12 protein-coding genes are annotated in these 17632 nt (G+C 35.8%); 5 read left to right on the top strand and 7 right to left on the bottom strand.

All coding sequences use genetic code 11. The features are described 5' to 3' along the window. Positions 1-68: 68 nt before the first annotated feature. From N7931_RS09290 to ubiD, 5 genes are all read right to left on the bottom strand, one after another. Complete coding sequence (locus tag N7931_RS09290; protein ID WP_262793591.1) at positions 69-2354, bottom strand: EAL domain-containing protein; 2286 nt, start codon at positions 2352-2354, stop codon at positions 69-71. A gap of 31 nt (positions 2355-2385) precedes the next feature. Continuing rightward, complete coding sequence (locus N7931_RS09285; RefSeq protein WP_262793590.1) at positions 2386-3903, bottom strand: ATP-binding protein; 1518 nt, start codon at positions 3901-3903, stop codon at positions 2386-2388. Between the two features lie 198 nt (positions 3904-4101). Next, positions 4102-4800 (bottom strand): NAD(P)H-flavin reductase, encoded by a 699-nt coding sequence (gene fre / locus N7931_RS09280; RefSeq protein WP_262793589.1) that lies wholly within the window; start codon positions 4798-4800, stop codon positions 4102-4104. Further along, positions 4801-5097 carry a 2Fe-2S iron-sulfur cluster-binding protein gene (locus N7931_RS09275; protein WP_262793588.1) on the bottom strand — a complete coding sequence of 99 codons (297 nt, stop codon included), beginning with the start codon at positions 5095-5097 and terminating at the stop codon, positions 4801-4803. After that, positions 5097-6569: a 4-hydroxy-3-polyprenylbenzoate decarboxylase gene (gene ubiD, locus N7931_RS09270; RefSeq protein WP_262793587.1), complete on the bottom strand. Its 1473-nt coding sequence runs from the start codon at positions 6567-6569 to the stop codon at positions 5097-5099. The genes N7931_RS09275 and ubiD overlap by 1 nt, the downstream gene beginning before the upstream one ends. Positions 6570-6740: 171 nt before the next feature. Between ubiD and N7931_RS09265 the strand changes: the two genes are divergently transcribed. The 5 genes from N7931_RS09265 to N7931_RS09245 all read left to right on the top strand — a co-directional run bounded on the left by N7931_RS09265 (position 6741) and on the right by N7931_RS09245 (position 13430). Continuing rightward, the gene (locus tag N7931_RS09265; RefSeq protein ID WP_262793586.1) at positions 6741-9446 is read left to right on the top strand and encodes a CHASE domain-containing protein; all 2706 of its coding nucleotides are present in this window, start codon (positions 6741-6743) and stop codon (positions 9444-9446) included. A 27-nt stretch (positions 9447-9473) separates the two neighbouring features. Then, positions 9474-9926 (top strand): type II toxin-antitoxin system HigA family antitoxin, encoded by a 453-nt coding sequence (locus N7931_RS09260; RefSeq protein WP_262793584.1) that lies wholly within the window; start codon positions 9474-9476, stop codon positions 9924-9926. A gap of 103 nt (positions 9927-10029) precedes the next feature. Beyond that, positions 10030-10596, top strand: a complete 567-nt coding sequence (locus tag N7931_RS09255; protein WP_262793583.1) for a glutathione peroxidase — start codon at positions 10030-10032, stop codon at positions 10594-10596. A gap of 64 nt (positions 10597-10660) precedes the next feature. Next, positions 10661-12472, top strand: coding sequence for a DNA helicase RecQ (gene recQ / locus N7931_RS09250; protein WP_262793582.1), 1812 nt, complete (start codon positions 10661-10663; stop codon positions 12470-12472). Positions 12473-12614: 142 nt separating this feature from the next. Beyond that, entirely contained in the window at positions 12615-13430 is an 816-nt protein-coding gene (locus N7931_RS09245; protein WP_262793581.1) for a DUF6174 domain-containing protein, read from the top strand. Positions 13431-13510: 80 nt separating this feature from the next. Here N7931_RS09245 and N7931_RS09240 read toward each other — a convergent pair whose 3' ends face one another. Both N7931_RS09240 and gyrB read right to left on the bottom strand, forming a co-directional pair. Continuing rightward, entirely contained in the window at positions 13511-15061 is a 1551-nt protein-coding gene (locus N7931_RS09240; RefSeq protein ID WP_262793578.1) for a methyl-accepting chemotaxis protein, read from the bottom strand. A 143-nt stretch (positions 15062-15204) separates the two neighbouring features. After that, complete coding sequence (gene gyrB, locus N7931_RS09235) at positions 15205-17622, bottom strand: DNA topoisomerase (ATP-hydrolyzing) subunit B (protein WP_262793577.1); 2418 nt, start codon at positions 17620-17622, stop codon at positions 15205-15207. Between the last annotated feature and the right edge of the window lie 10 nt (positions 17623-17632).

The following is a 17632-nucleotide window of genomic DNA, read 5'->3' as shown; positions in this document are numbered from 1 at the left end:
CAGCAGAAAAAACCTGACTCTTAAAAAACTCGAAAATTTGTCCCATGAGTATCTACTTATTATGTTTTTTAGCTATCAAAATGGTGATTTTTATATTGAGTAATAATATGTGAAAATTCAATTTCAATCTCCCGACCATCCTCGCCTAAAGTAAGAACTTGAGCAACACTGCTTTCAACTAAATCTACCAATTTTTGCTCTAAGTTTTCATCTGCGGAATGAGATAATAAATTAGCTCTGATATCCAGTAATAATTCATCAATAATTTGATGTGCTCCTTGTTCAAATTTAGAAACTTTCTTTTTCAGTTTGCTTAATACTCCCTCCAAATTATCACACATCTCTAACAGAGCTTTGAGCTGATTTAATTCTCTCCATTTTTTTTCTAAGCCGACAATCATGTTAATACAGAAATCGTCAAACCAACTTTGCGTCATATTCGGGCTAGACTTTATAATCATCCTGAAGTGTTTGGCGTTAACTATAACTCTTTGGTTAAAATGATAAATTTGGCCAGCATCCTTTAATAAAGTGAATGCACTATCTTCCATTGGGCTACACAATATCCCCGGAGCTCTATAGCTTTTTTCACCGTCGATAGAATCAGCTTTTAAACAAATTTGCCAACCTAAATTTTTAGAAAATTCAAAAATATACTCAACAAATTCGTTTTTATTCTTACAGGACATCAGTTGAGTAAATAGCTTAATTAACAAACGGTAATACTCTAATTCAGAGTAAGTTGTAAATGATTGATTTTTTAAAGAACAATCTAAATTATTTTGCCTACTGATATAAAATTGCTTTATAACCCGAAATTTAGCTAGTAACTGGCCCACGGAGTCTGTTTTAACAATATAATCCTCGCAGCCAGCGGAAAAAGCATTGAGTTTTAATGATTTGTCGTCTGTTCCTGACGCGATCATCAAACTTTTATCGATTCCGACTATTTCATTTAATTGTTCAAAAGCAGTAAAACCATCTTGAGTGCTTTCAACATCTACGAGGATTACAGCACCTGTATTTAATTGTGGTGCTGTCATTAAACCAGCCAAATCTGAAAATTCGATAATATCTAACTCTATATTTAGAGTATCTACTATTGTTTGTTTAAAATTAGAGTCTGAGCTTAATAATAATAGCTTTTGCTTGAATACTTTCTTATTGTCGGAGTTAATAAACTCTGGGTGATTATGAATCCATAAATCGAATTCTGATGCAGGCATAGGTTTGGCATAATAAAAGCCTTGCCCTTGATCACAATTAACCGATTTAAGGTAGTCCAAGGTAGCCATATCTTCAATGCCTTCCGCGACAACATGAATCCCGAGTTTATGTGCCATTTCAATGGTAGATTCAATAATAGTCCTAACTTGGGGGCGGTTAAAATAATTGGCCGTAAAAGATTTATCTATTTTTAATTCATTAAACGGAATATCCTGCAATTGCTGAATTGAGGAGTACCCCGTACCAAAATCATCTATAGATAGCCCAAAACCTTTAACTCTCAGCCGAGTTAAAATCTCAGCTGATTTTTCTGCATCTTCAGCTAAAGCACTTTCAGTTAACTCAAGGACAATATTTTTATTTTTTATTTGAAATAATGCGACTTGCTTAGCCAAATAATCAGGAAAGTCTAAATTATTCAGACTAAATGCAGATAAATTAATTGCGACTTTAAAATTTGGATTAATATTTATCCATTCCCGCAACTGAGGCAATACCTCTCCAATAATGCAGTGAGTTAACTCATCAATCAAATGATGCTTTTCTGCTAGTTCAATAAAAATGGGGGGCGGAATCATAATTCCATCTTGTAGCTTCCACCGAGCAAGCGCTTCAACGCCTACTATATGTAACTGATGAATATCAAATTTAGGTTGATAATAAACTTCTATTGTCCGTTTTTTTATCGCCCCTCTCAATAAAGGTAATAAATCCACCTGCTCTTGTGTGGCTCGATGAGCTTTTATAGGCTTTTGAGGCTTAATTTCATCATCTTGAAGAACATTTAATAACCTTTCTAATGGAAACGGCTTAACTAGTGGAGAATGCATTTTTAAGCCATAACTCTGCCCTATTTGTTGAGCAGAGTTTAAAACAGATGGTTCACAGCCCGAAGTAATTGAAACTGCACCTTTATAATTTTTATTTTTTAACCACCTGAGTAGCTGTACACCATCGGCTCCGGGAATAGATAAATCAAGAAGTATGTGCTCAAATTGATTTAAATTAACACTTTGAATTTCTGTTCCGTTGGTTACAGCTGTAGTAGATACACCGATTAATTCAGCCGCATCTGTAATAAACTCGTTAATTAATTCATCGTCATCTACTACTAATATTTTTCGCATTAGCTTTCCTTAGAGCAAGAGTGAATAACCTCTAACACAAAGCAACTTCTACTTGGTTTAGAAGCTCTTTTTTCCTAAATGGTTTACTAATTACCGGAATGTTTATTAGCTCATCTTTATCTATTAGCCTATTATCTGTATAGCCGCTCATAAAAATAATAGATGAATCAGGTTTTTGTTTTAAAAGTAAACTGGCAAATTCAGCACCATCAAGATCCCCCGGCATTACCAAATCACTTAGAATTAAATCAAAATTTTGACTTGTCGCTAAATCTAAGCCTTCCCGTCCAGAATGTGCGGTTTGTACCCGTAAGCCATAAATCCCCAAAAACTCTTTTAACAAAAATAGAATTGGAGCCTCATCATCTACTACCAAAACACTTTTACCACTCAGTTTTTGTTCTATTTCCATGTTTTGTTCCTTACTATCACTTTCAGATATATTTTCTTCTACTATCGGAAAATAAAGTGAAAAACAGCTACCTACACCTTCTTCACTTTTTAATTTAATAAATCCATCATGAATTTTCATATAGCTTTTAACTAAGTTTAATCCGATTCCTGTTCCTTTATTATTTATTTTAGTCGTAAAAAAAGGTTCGAATATTTTTTCCTGGATTTCTTGAGCTATACCACATCCAGAATCTTCAACACTTAAACATACATACTTTGTTATATTTAAGTTCTGATTTTCATCTAACACCTCACTTTCAGCAAAGGCCGTTTTTATATATATAACCCCTTCTCCAGACATTGCATTACTGGCATTAATACAAAGGTTAAATAGAACATCAATAAAATGGCTAGTATCTAAGTTAACTCTAATTGCATTAGGGGTTAAATTTAATGAGATTGAGACATTAGCAGCGACTGTATCTTGAAGTAAATCAGTATTATCTAAAATAATTTTATTTATATTACAGACACTTGCATCTGCTTTATCATAATAAGCTAAATGCCCTAACCTTGCGGCAAGAATTCGACCCCGGTTAATTCCTTTTAGAGCAGCCACAATTCTTTTATCGAGTTTGGCTTGCCTTGTTGATTCAAGTTTTAGCATCTCTAGGTGACCAGAAATAATATTTAAAATATTATTTAAATCATGAGCTATTTCACCTGAGTAACAACTTAGTATTTCAAACTGGCTAGCAGTTTGACTACTTAATAAATTTAACTGCTCTTTTGTTATCTCATCAAAACATATTAATGTTGATATTTCATTATCATTTTGAGGATAGCTTCTTTCAAAAAAAGAAAAACTTAATTTGGCGTCAAAAGGATCTGAAAAACGCCTCCAAGCGATAGAGTTACACTGAAAAATTTTATGTTGCCGAGCATTTTGAATTAAAACTTTAGCATTAGGGAAAAGAGTATCAACAGGTGTGTTTAAAAGTTGAGAGAGCTCAACTTTTAAACAAGATTCAGCGGCCTGATTTGCAAAAATAATATACTCATCAGCATTAAGCCCAACCATAGCAATATTCAGTTTAGATAAAAAACCATCCGGTAACTGAGCTTCTATATCAGAATCAGACCTGTACATTATCATGATTATACTTCACCTCCCTGTGCAGCTTTGTTTGGCTTTAAAAAGCAAAATAAAATTAAGAAGTAGCCAGAGACATCTTTAATTAAATTTTATAAGCTATTCTAAAGTATAACTAATTTGATATTTTTTGCGAATAATTAAAAATTAGATTTAAATGATTATTGGATATAATTATCTTTCCATGTAAACAATATTAACTTATATAAAGGCAAATGCATCGGCAAATATATGATCGACATTTAAGCCTTTTTTAACAAATTCGTCTCTGGCTTTACCAACCATCTCAAAACGACCTGCACAATAAATATGATAATCTGCCAGATTCTCAAAATCTTCCAGCACAGCATTAATCACTAAACCACTTCGTCCCTGCCAGTCAGCATTGGCTGTTTCAATCACCGGAATAAAGTGAAAATTGTCTAACTCATTATGTTTTTCTAACCAATATTCTAATTGATACGCTGCGGTTGTATTACGCAGCCCCCAATAAAAATAAATTTGCTGCTGGTGATTTTGTTTAAGTAAAGTATCGGCAATTGATTTGGTATAGCTAAACCCAGTGCCACCGGCTAATAAAATAATTGGACGATTATCATTGTCTCTTAACCCTGCATTACCAGAAGGGCCTTTTAAATAAACAACCGAATTATTTTTAATGTGGTTTAACGCTGCCGATGTCCACTCATCGCTCATTGCTGCACCAATGTGTAATTCAATATATTCATTGTCCAGCGGTGAGTTGGCTATTGAAAATGGTCTTTTATCATTTTCTGATATAACCAGTTCAATATATTGTCCGGCAATAAAAACAACGGGTTCTGTTGGCTTTAATAAAACTTTAGCAACATGCTCGGTTAGCGGACTAATTTCTACAACTTTACATTCAATATTAGACATCTAAATTCTCTTAGTTAGGTGCACATTTGGCTGATATAACACAATATCTGTCAGCGGATATGCAATGCAAGCAAAGGTGATACCCTGCTCTTTTTCCTCTTGGGTAAAAATATAGGGTAAATCGCCATAGCTTACCTTGCCAGCTAATAAGTTACAAACGCAAGAGTCGCATGTTCCCTGCATACAAGAATACGGAAAATCTATATTTTGCCTTAATGCAGCTTCAACTATAGTTTCCAGTGGTTCGACTGTAAATTGAACATTACTTGGCTTTAACGTTACTGTGCAACTTTTCATTATTTGGCAAAAATATTTAGTTCATCCCAAATTTGATCAACTTTAGCTTTCACTTCTGCATCCATCTCAATGGCAGTGCCCCACTCTCGAGTTGTTTCGCCCGGCCATTTATTGGTCGCATCCATCCCCATTTTTGAACCAAGCCCAGACACTGGCGAGGCAAAATCAAGATAATCAATCGGTGTATTTTCAACTAAAGTGGTATCACGAGCCGGATCCATTCGGGTCGTAATCGCCCAAATAACATCATTCCAGTCTCTTGCATTTACATCATCATCGCAAACAATCACAAATTTGGTATACATAAACTGGCGTAAAAACGACCAAACTCCCATCATTACCCGTTTAGCATGTCCGGCGTATTGTTTTTTCATAGTTACAACCGCTAAACGATACGAACAACCTTCTGGCGGTAAATAAAAATCAACAATTTCAGGAAATTGCTTTTGTAAAATCGGTACAAAAACTTCGTTTAATGCCACACCAAGCACAGCCGGTTCATCTGGTGGACGACCAGTATAAGTGCTGTGATAAATTGGGTCTTTACGGTGTGTGATATGGGTAACGGTAAATACCGGAAAGCTATCTACCTCGTTATAATAACCGGTGTGATCGCCATACGGCCCTTCGTCCGCCATCTCACCCGGCTCAATGTAGCCTTCTAAAACAATTTCGGCGCTTGCCGGTACTTGCAAATCACAGCTAATACAATCAACAACTTCGGTATTATTGCCTCTTAATAAACCGGCAAAAGCATATTCAGATAAAGTATCAGGTACAGGCGTTACCGCCCCTAAAATGGTTGCGGGATCAGCCCCTAAAGCAACGGCAACCGGAAATTTTTCACCTGGATTTTGTTGCTGCCATTCCTGAAAATCTAACGCGCCACCACGATGCGATAACCAGCGCATAATAACTTTGTTTTTACCTAATAATTGCTGACGATATATGCCTAGGTTTTGACGTTTTTTATGAGGTCCGCGCGTAACGGTTAAACCCCAAGTGATTAATGGCGCAACATCACCCGGCCAGCAATGCTGAATCGGCAATTGAGTTAAATCAACTTGCTCGCCAGTTAAAACGACATCCTGACAGGCTGCTTTTTTAACTTTTTTGGGCGCCATATTTAAAACTTGTTTATAAACCGGCAGTTTGGCAAACGCATCTTTAAAACCAGACGGTGGCTCAGGCTCTTTTAACATAGCAAGCAATTTGCCAACTTCTCGCAGCGCTTCAACCGAGGTTTGCCCCATCCCCATAGCGACACGCTCTGGTGTACCAAATAAATTACACAGCACAGGCGTATCAAACCCAATTGGATTCTCAAATAATAGCGCAGGCCCTTTTGCTCTAAGCACTCTATCGCTTATCTCTGTCATTTCAAGATAAGTAGAAACCGGCTGTTTGATTCTTTTTAATAAGCCTTGTTTTTCAAGCTGGGCAATAAAATCGCGTAAATCTTTATATTGCATAAATAAAAATATTGCTGGTTTAAATTAAATAGAGGATACGCAAAAAAAACCGCGCTGTAAGCAGCTTTTTGGCATTCAGGATTATTTTTTTATATTTGGGCAGTTTATAATGCTAAATTATGTATACACTTAAAAAATAAAGCTAAACCAGATAAAACTATAATAAAGATTATGCCTTCTATTATAACTAAAAATATTATTGCTTTTTTTCTGTATTTTATTGCAGCAATGTTTGGTGCTTTATTTGCTTTGCCCTCTGAAATATCAAGCCCAATATGGCCTGCAGCAGGTGTTGCTGCTGGATTATGCATCATTTGGACCTATAGAGTCCTGCCAGCGTTATTAACCGCTTCACTTATTTATTACTTTTTATCTTTTGATGAACCAAGTTTAAACGCAACAATAGCAACTATTGGATTATCTATAGCAACCTGCATACAAGCTTTTTGTGCTTCAGTTTTAGTATCAAAATTATTAAAAAAATCATTCGTTCAGCTAAAACCTTATGAATTGATTACTTTTTTTTGCAAAGTAGCTCCTATTAGCTGTTTAATATCTTCAACAATAAGCATATTAATACTAACTAAACTTGCCTATCTAAACCTAAGTAATATTTTATATAATTGGTTAACTTGGTGGCTAGGAGACACCCTAAGCTGCTTAATAATTTCTCCTATCATTATTTTAATAAATTATCGTAAGGAGCTTAATTTACAAAATAAACTCCCAATGCAACTAATCCCTACATTTTTGGTTTTTAGCATTGTTGCTACAGCCTTTGTATTTAGTCGATCTCAGTTTGTTAATAATCAAAAAGAAGCTTTATCCGCAACAACTCAAGAGATAACTCACTTAATCAAAACACAAGTTGAGCTCTATCAAGTTAACCTACAAGCATTAGGTGCATTTATCCAAAGCAACAAAGAGCTTTCAGAGCAAGAGTTTCTAAATTTTTCTCAAAAAATATTAAATAATAAAACCATTGTTCAAGCCGTTGAATGGATAGAACCCGTAAATGCGCAAGAAAAATCAGATTTTTATAGTCATTTAAGCGAGCTACACCACACCGAAATACACTATAAGTTTTTTGATGACAACTCCCCAGATGTTACATACGCTATTGTTTTTGCTTACCCAAAAACCAAAAACTCACAAATCATTGGGCTAGATTTAGCAACAGAACCTAAGCGCTCAACAGCAATCAGGAAAGCTCTGACGACAGATGGATTCAGCTTTTCTGAGCCTGTGACATTACTACAGAGTCAAAACGGCAATAAAGGCGCTTTATTATTTCATGCCGTGTACGAAGATACCCCCCCTGAAAAATTGAGGGGATTGATCACATTGGTTATTGAATATAAAGATTTATTTTCTCAAACTAATTTTTATATGAAGGAAAAAGGGATTTCCAATTATGCAATATCAATAGACTTTTTGAATCATATACAACTCTATCAATATGATAATTTAGATAAAACCTTACCTGTTTATACTAGCCACATTCAGCTAGATATTCTTAATCAAACTTGGCAACTAAAACTTACTTTACCTCAAGAGAATTTAATTCAACAACAAGATTGGGCTAGCTGGGTGATTTTAGTGATTGGTTCGATAATAACCCTTAGTATTCAACTCTTTATTATATGGTTATCAATTAACCGTAATTTAATCACACAAAAAGTAAGTTTAAAAACTAAAGAACTTAATGAAGCGAAAGAAAAAGCAGAGCAAGCGACACTCCAAAAAACTTATTTTTTAGCCAATATGAGCCATGAACTCAGAACGCCCCTAAATGCGATCATGGGGCTAACAGATATGTTCAATAGCAGTGAGTTAAATAACACTCAACAAGATTACATCAGGAAAATTAGAACTGCGTCTAAAACACTACTGTCTTTAATTAGCGATATTCTTGATTTATCTAAAATAGAGACCGGAAAAATAGAACTAGAGGTTGCCCCTTTCTCTTTAAATCGACTGGTAAACCGAATGTCAGAACTATTCACCAGTCAAATTGAAAATAAGGGTTTAGCATTTAAAATCAACTACAAACCATTAGTCAATGATAAAATATTAGGTGATGAGCACAGGCTTCAACAAGTAATTATGAATTTATGCAGTAATGCGCTCAAATTTACCGAATTCGGTGGTATAACATTAACAATACAACATGAAACTAGCCAATCTGATAACAGTAAATTAATTTTGTATATTGAGGTTAGCGATACCGGAACAGGTATTCCACAAGATAGAATCCAAAGTATTTTTGAATCCTTTACTCAAGCCGATTCCAGTATAACTAGAAAGTTTGGAGGCTCAGGATTAGGGTTAAGTATTAGTAACAATTTAATAAAACTGATGGGCGGAAGTTTATGTTGTGAAAGTCAATTTGGGATAGGAAGTCGCTTCTACTTTGAGCTATCCATGAAAAAAAGCGCCTCCGGCTACAATACGAGCAAACAGCCTGAAAAAATTATAGATTACGCGCTGAGAGCAAAAAAGCTTTTACAAGGACAACCCGTTTTAATTGCCGAAGATAACGAAATCAATCAACAAATCATTATTTTCCAAATGGAGCAATTAGGGGCAGATGTTACCTTAGCCGAAAATGGTTATGAGGCGGTTGAATACTGTAAAACCCGTAACTTTAAGCTGGTTTTAATGGATATTCAAATGCCAGTTTTAGATGGAATAGAAGCAACAAAACAAATATTAGCCCTGCCAAATGCAAATAGCAGTAAAATAATAGCGATGACAGCAAATGTATCTATAGAAGATAAAGCCGCTTGTTTAAAAGCAGGGATGCTAGCCCACATACCTAAGCCATTCGATGTCAATAAACTTCATCAAACATTGATAAATGTATTAGAATCATAAAATATCATATTGAGATATAAGGGTGCCATGGAAACAAAATATCAAGTTGATATAAAATCAATTAACAATACTCTGAATTTTTTTTCTAATTGCAGTGATCAAAAAGCAAAAGAACTAGTTGAGTTATTAAATTATTCTCAAAGTGTTATCAACAATGAGCTTGAGCTATTAGATAAATTGCAATTAATAGAAGATTTAAGTGAACTAGAAACGGACAAAAATGCTTTTCTAGTTATCATTCTGGATTATTTAATAGCTAGCATTGAAGCATACCAAGCCTGTGAACAAACAACACCAAATCAGGTGCTTGCTAAATTAATGAAACAGGCTAATGTAAAACAAAAAGAACTATCGCATATAGTTCCACAAAGTATTATCTCTGAATTAGTGAATGGTAAACGTCAGTTAACCTTGCGTCATATTCAATGTTTTGCAGAGTTTTTTAATGTGCCAGTCAGTTATTTTCTCAAAAATGAGTGATAACTTTTAAACTGAATTGGGTAAAACTCTGTATAAGGTAGGTTGATTTCGTAACTTTCATTATGAAACCTCAGCGTGCACCTTAAATAAATGGAGAAAAATAATGAAAGCTTTACTAAACAATAAGTTATTTAAACCAGCTTTGGCTTTGCTATTGTTAGCCCAAAGCCCGTTAGCAACCTCAGAAGAAAACAGTTGCCCAGAACTGCTAAATTTCCAAGCAAAAAAATTACATAGCAGCAAACAAATTGATTTTTGTGAGACCTTTAAAGGCAAAACTTTACTGGTCGTTAATACTGCCAGCGACTGTGGTTTCACCCCACAATTTAAAGAGCTGGAAGCTTTATATCAAAAATATAAAGAGCAAAATTTTGAAATTATCGGGTTTCCGTCTGATGACTTTTTTCAAGAAAGAGATACCGAAAAAGAAACCGCTGAAGTCTGTTATATCAATTATGGCGTAACGTTTACCATGTTAAGCAGTAGCGCCGTACGCGGTAGCGATGTTAATGATTTTTATAAAAATTTAATAAAACAAAGTGATACATCGCCTAAATGGAATTTTTATAAATATCTGGTTAACCCGCAAGGTAAAGTGGTTAAAGTTTATAACTCCAGAGAAAAACCACTTGAACAAATCGAACAAGATTTAATTAAACAACTTAAATAGGCTAGTTAGATAGCCATCCCTTTTCGCTTTCAGTAAAATAGCGGCTCAGATTTAAGGAGCCGCTTTGTCTAATTCAGCAATTTCAGTTTTACAAAACGTATTTGGTTATACCGCTTTTCGCAGTGGTCAGCAGGAAGTCATCAACGCCCTGCTACACGGACAAGACTGTTTAACAATCATGCCAACAGGCAGTGGTAAATCCCTGTGTTATCAAATTCCGGCAATTGCTTTACCCGGCTACGCTATTGTTATTTCACCTTTAATAGCTTTAATGCAGGATCAAGTTGCACAATTAGAAGCGCTTGGCGTGCCCGCGGCTTATATTAATTCAACTCTCGATTACCAGCAGCAGCAAGATATTTTAACTCAACTGAGTCACCAGCAACTTAAAATATTATATGTAGCGCCAGAAAAACTAATGCAGCAGCACTTTTTAGCGCAGTTAGAGCAAATGCCACCTAATTTAATTGCAATTGATGAAGCGCATTGTATTTCTCAATGGGGACACGATTTTAGACCAGATTACGCTCAGCTAGGCTTGCTTAAAAACAGCTTTAGTCGAGTTCCTTTTATAGCTTTAACCGCAACTGCTGATTCCGCTACCCGACAGGATATTTATCAATTATTAGGTTTGCAGGATGCATTTCAATTTATCGGTAGCTTTGACCGCCCAAACATTCGCTATATTCAACAAGAAAAATTCAAACCATTACAACAAGTTGAGCAATACTTAAAACAAAAATCTGGCCAAAGCGGCATTATTTACTGCACATCCAGAAAACGAGTTGAAGAAGTGGCGGATTATCTTAGCCGACATCAATTTAAAGTCCGAGCTTATCATGCAGGCTTAGATGTAAGCGAACGCTCACTATCACAAACTGAGTGGTTAAAAGATAATGTGCAGATTATTGTTGCTACAGTTGCGTTTGGCATGGGTATTAATAAACCAGATGTACGCTTTGTTATTCATTATGATATTCCACGCTCTATTGAAAGCTATTATCAGGAAACAGGCCGCGCCGGACGGGATGGTTTACCCAGCGAAGCGATTATGTTTTATGAATTTTCAGATGCCGACAGAGTTCGCTGGTTAATTAATCAAAATGAAAATCAACAAAGAGCCGATATAGAGCATCATAAATTTAACTCAATGACGGCTCTTGCGGAAAGTGAAACTTGCCGACGTATTGTTTTACTTAATTATTTTGGCGAGAGCAAAGATAATGCCTGTCAAAACTGTGATATTTGCCTGAACCCGCCACAAAAATACTCTGGGACAGTTGATGCACAAAAAGCTTTATCTTGTGTTTATAAAACGGGTCAAAAGTCTGGTTTTAATTATGTAATTGAAGTATTACGCGGCGCTAATACTCAAAGAGTACGCGAATTTTCACACGATAAATTATCGGTTTATGGCATAGGTAAAGCTAAATCAAACGAATATTGGCTAAGCGTTTTGCGCCAGTTAGTTCATCGTGGTTTATTAATTATTGATATTACCGACAATGGCCATTTAAAACTAACGGAACTAGCCCGACCAATTTTGCGTGGCGACATAGAATTAGAGCTTGCGCTCCCACAAATAAATATTGCCAGCGAAATAAGTAAAGATAAAAAACCTAATAACTTTGCCCATTTAAACTACGATAAAAGATTATTTGAACGACTGCGCCAAACCCGTAAAACGATTGCGGATGAACACGATGTACCACCTTATATTATTTTTAACGATGCCAGCCTAGTTGATATGTGCCAGCAAATGCCAGAAAACAAACATCAAATGTTGCAAGTAAGTGGTGTTGGTAAACGTAAATTTGAAAAATACGGTGATCGGTTTTTAGCTGAAATTCAGGCTTACATCCACAGATTCGATTAAAGTAAGATTAAAACAGGGTAAGCTCTATGTTTAAGTGTTTAAGTGTTTAAGGTTACAAACAATAACACTTGATAACAGATCTTCAATTCATTCTCTTCTAAGCTAAAAATATTACAGTGCATTAGCTTAAAGGAGATAAACAATGAATAAACTCAACCAAGTCAGCTTAATTGCAGCATCTGGATTTATATTAACAGCCTGCGACTTAGATTCAGATCTTAAAATAGATCAAGATTACCAACATATTCGGGTTTATCAGGACGACCAACAATTATCTTGCCAACCAGATACAGCCATTTCATTAGCTCAAAGCGCGTTAAGTTTAGCCCAAGAAAATATCGAGATTCATTGTAGCCAAAAAGCCCATGATGGTTTTGCCTACCCAGAATCATGTGGTTCAGATACTGGCAGTATTAATGTTTTTACGATTCATAAAGGCGATTTAGCAACGGCTGAATCACTTGGCTTTGCGCCGTTAAATACGTTGCCTCAGGCTCAATTTAATCCTAACTGCGAATATCAAGTCATTCCTGATGATTATAAATATGCGCTTATTCATCAGGTTAAAGCAAATATAAATACATGGGAAAGTTTATCGGCAACAGATTATCAATTTAACTATCAGCAAAGTTTTACTGACTGCCCAAGTTTAGTCGCCAGCCCCAAAGTCAGAATTACAGTAAGCGATGATGCAATCGTAGAAGTTTACGATTTAGATAACCAAACTTATTTAAATAACTTAACTGACTATTCAACTATCCCTGAGTTATTAAACCAATTTAAATTACAGCTATGGATGACCCCACTGTATGCTGGTCGCACAGCTGAGCAAAATTATCAACTCGCTGAATATGATGAAAATGGTGTGCCGCTTAATTATTTTTATGATCAAGGCACAAATGAGTGCGATGCGGTTTCAGTCAATGTTTCAGATTTTATTAATCTAGCTTCTGATTAATATGTCTGTATATGAAAAATAACAACAAAAAAGCCGGCGATTGATGCCGGCTTTTGTTTTTTCGATGATTTCTATTTCAACTATTTATCACTAAAAGTTGAGCTTACGTTATTAATATAATCAGTCGTATCTAATAACTTATTAGCTTGAACTTCTAACGCTTGTGCATTGTTATATCTTTCATCAGATAAATTATCAATAGACTGAATATTTTGATTAATCTCTTCTGATACCCTTTCCTGCTCTTCTGCTGCGGTTGCAATTTGTAGAGAAATATCCGAAATCTGATTCACCATATTATTGATATTTTGCACTATATGGTTACTTTGCTCGGCAGACTCATTACATTGCTGAGCTAGGTTTAAGTTTTGCTGCATCACTTTAAGCCAATCAGCAATTGTCGCTTGCATACCCTCTATGCTTTTTTGAATGCTCTCTGCTGAGCCTTGAGTACGTGTAGAAAGCGCTCTAACCTCATCAGCCACTACCGCAAAGCCTCGCCCTTGTTCACCGGCTCTAGCGGCTTCTATAGCCGCATTTAAAGCTAACAAGTTAGTCTGCTCTGCAATCCCTCTAATTTCATTCATTGCATTTTGCACAAGCTCAGCCTGAGCTTTTAATTCATCAGCCGAATTCGCTGCTATTTTGGATTGTTTAGCTAAATCAGAAATACCTTGGGCTGTATTATTAATTTGCGAACAAGCTGACTCACACTCACTGTTGGTCTCTCTAATTTGTTCATTTGTCTGAGCTGTATTTTTTGCTATTTCACTCGCTGTTGCTGACATTTCGTTTATTGCAGTTGCTACTTGAGTTAACTCAAACTTTTGTTCTTTAGCACCTCGGCTTGCTAGTGTAATACTTTCACTTAAATTAGCTGATACTAAATTTAAACTGCCAGTTAAATCATTAAAACGTCCTAGTACAGTTCTGTTTTTTGCTTTTGCCATTAAATCAGCATATTCAATTAAAGCTGAATTACCTTTACCGGCGTAAACAAACCGCGAAACACTGTCTTGCTGTTGACGAATTTTAGCTAAGCTTGCTGGTAGCTTGATCAACTCCTCTGCAAAAATCCCCAATAATAAAACCAGTGTAATGAGTAAGCCTATTGCTGCCAGCCAATTAATGTTTAATCCAATTAAAACAAAAGCAATTAAACCTACCAAACCAGCCAAAGCCGCTTTAGTTTTGAATGGTATCTCATAACTAGCTGACTTTTTATTATTGTTTACTGCCTGATAAAAGGATTCTGCTTTTTGTTTTAAAATATTATCAGGCTTTACCCGAACAGATTGATAACCAACTAACCGGCCATTCTCACGAATTGGAGTAACAAAAGCATCCACCCAATAATAGCGGCCATCCTTACTTAAATTTTTCACCATGCCCCGCCAGGATTTACCGGCTTTTAAATGAGCCCATAAATCAGCAAAAGCGGCTTTAGGCATATCTGGATGGCGTACTATATTATGGTTCTGACCAATTAATTCATCTTTAGAGTAACCACTTACTTTGCAAAAAGCTTGATTTGCATAAGTGATTACACCTTTAAGATCAGTTGTTGAAACCAGTTCTTCATTGTCACTATAAGGTACTTCTTGGTTTATTACTTGCGTATTATTTTTCATAAAAACAAATCCATCTAGAGTATTAACCTCATTTTATATAGGGTTAATCGAATAAACAACGCTACTACCAAATATTTATGTATATAAAAAAAGCGGCTCCTAAAAAGGTAGCCGCTTTCAATAAAATTAAAATTAATTAAAGTCTAAACGTCTAGGTTACTTACATTTAATGCATTTTTCTCAATAAACTCACGACGAGGTTCAACTTGATCACCCATTAAGGTTGAGAATAATTGATCTGCACCAATTGCATCTTCAATTGTTACTTTCAACATTCTACGGCTTTCAGGATCCATTGTTGTTTCCCAAAGTTGATCTGGGTTCATTTCACCCAAACCTTTATAGCGTTGAATGTATAAACCTTTTTTCGATTCTTTCATCAACCAATCTAATGCTTGTTCAAAAGAGCTTATTTCAAAAACTCTTTCACCGCGTTTAGCATAAGCACCTTCTTCAATTAATGAAGCGATTACACTACCGGTTTTAGAAACTGTTTTATAATCGGCAGAATTAATAAACTCTAAATCCAGATTATATTGATAATCAACACCATGAGTACGTACATTAAATCTTGGTACATATAACTGAACTTCACTATCAAATACTAGCTCAGCTTTAAAAATTGAGCTGCCATCTTGTGATGATTCTAATTTTGCAGTTAATGCATCAGCCCAAGATTTCACTTTAGCTTCATCTTTTAACGACTCTTCAGTTAATGTTTCAGCAAATTTAAGCTGGTTTAATAGATCTAAATTATAGTTACGAGACAAGCGTTTAATGATACTTTCCATTGTCTGGTAATCTTTAACTAACTGCTCTAATGCAGAGTCAGCAATCGCCGGAGCCGAATCATTTACATAAAGCTCAGCTCCATCTAAAGCAATATTAGTTAAATAAGCTTCGTAAGCAGCTTCATCTTTTATATATTGCTCTTGCTTACCTTTTTTCACTTTAAACAATGGCGGCTGTGCAATAAATACATGGCCACGTTCAATGATTTCAGGCATTTGACGATAGAAGAAAGTTAATAATAAAGTACGGATATGCGAACCATCAACGTCAGCATCCGTCATTAAAATAATTGAGTGATAACGTAATTTATCCGGGTTATATTCATCACGGCCAATGCCACAACCCATTGCAGTAATTAAAGTACCAACTTCGGCAGAAGAAAGCATTTTATCAAAACGCGCTTTTTCTACATTAAGGATTTTACCTTTAAGCGGCAAAATAGCCTGATTTTTACGGTTACGACCTTGCTTAGCAGAACCACCCGCAGAATCACCCTCCACTATGTATAGTTCAGATAAAGATGGATCTTTTTCCTGACAATCGGCTAATTTACCCGGTAAACCAGCAATATCTAATGCACCTTTACGGCGAGTCATTTCACGCGCTTTACGAGCCGCTTCACGCGCGCGTGCAGCATCCATAATTTTGGTAACAATAGATCTCACTTCGGCTGGGTTTTCTAATAAAAAGTCATTTAACTTTTCACCCACACTTTGCTCAACCGCCCCTTTAACCTCAGACGAAACTAACTTATCTTTAGTTTGTGAAGAGAATTTAGGATCTGGCACTTTAACCGAAACAACCGCAGTTAAACCTTCACGCGAGTCATCACCGGTTGTCGCAACTTTAGCTTTTTTCGCATGGCCTTCTTTTTCCATAAAGGTATTTAAGGTACGTGTTAATGCACCACGAAAACCAGCTAAGTGAGTTCCACCATCACGCTGTGGAATATTATTTGTAAAACAATAAATATTTTCTTGGAAAGAGTCATTCCATTGAGCAGCCACTTCTACCGTAATACCATCTTCACGCTCTAAATTAAAATGGAAAACAGATTTATGAATTGGCGTTTTATTTCTATTTAAATACTCAACAAAGGCTTGAATACCACCTTCGTACATATAATGATCGTTTTTACCGTCACGCTCATCTTTTAATTTAATTGATACACCAGAGTTTAAGAAACTTAATTCACGTAAACGTTTCGCTAAAATATCGTAATGAAAAACCGTATCACTGAATATAGTTGGTGATGGCCAAAAACGGATTTCAGTACCAGAGCCATCAGTATCACCAATCACTTCTAATGGTTTAACCGGCTCACCTAACTTATATTTTTGTTGATGAACTTTACCACCACGACGAATAGTTAACTGTAGGTCATCCGATAAGGCGTTTACAACAGACACACCCACACCGTGCAAACCACCCGAAACTTTATAAGAGTTATCATCGAATTTACCACCGGCGTGCAACACTGTCATAATAACCTGTGCAGCAGAAACCCCTTCTTCAGCATGGATCTCGGTAGGAATACCACGGCCATCATCACGAACAGAAACAGAACCATCCGAATGGATTGTGACCAGAATATCAGAACAATGTCCGGCTAATGCTTCGTCGATACTATTATCCACCACCTCAAATACCATGTGATGTAAACCAGTTCCATCGTCTGTATCACCTATGTACATACCCGGACGTTTACGTACAGCATCTAAGCCTTTTAATACTTTAATCGATGACGAGTCGTATACCTGCTCTGACATTTTTAGACCT

The sequence above is a fragment of the Catenovulum sp. 2E275 genome (assembly GCF_025515275.1).
Lineage (GTDB): Bacteria > Pseudomonadota > Gammaproteobacteria > Enterobacterales > Alteromonadaceae > Catenovulum.
This window is presented reverse-complemented; position numbering and strand designations above follow the sequence as displayed.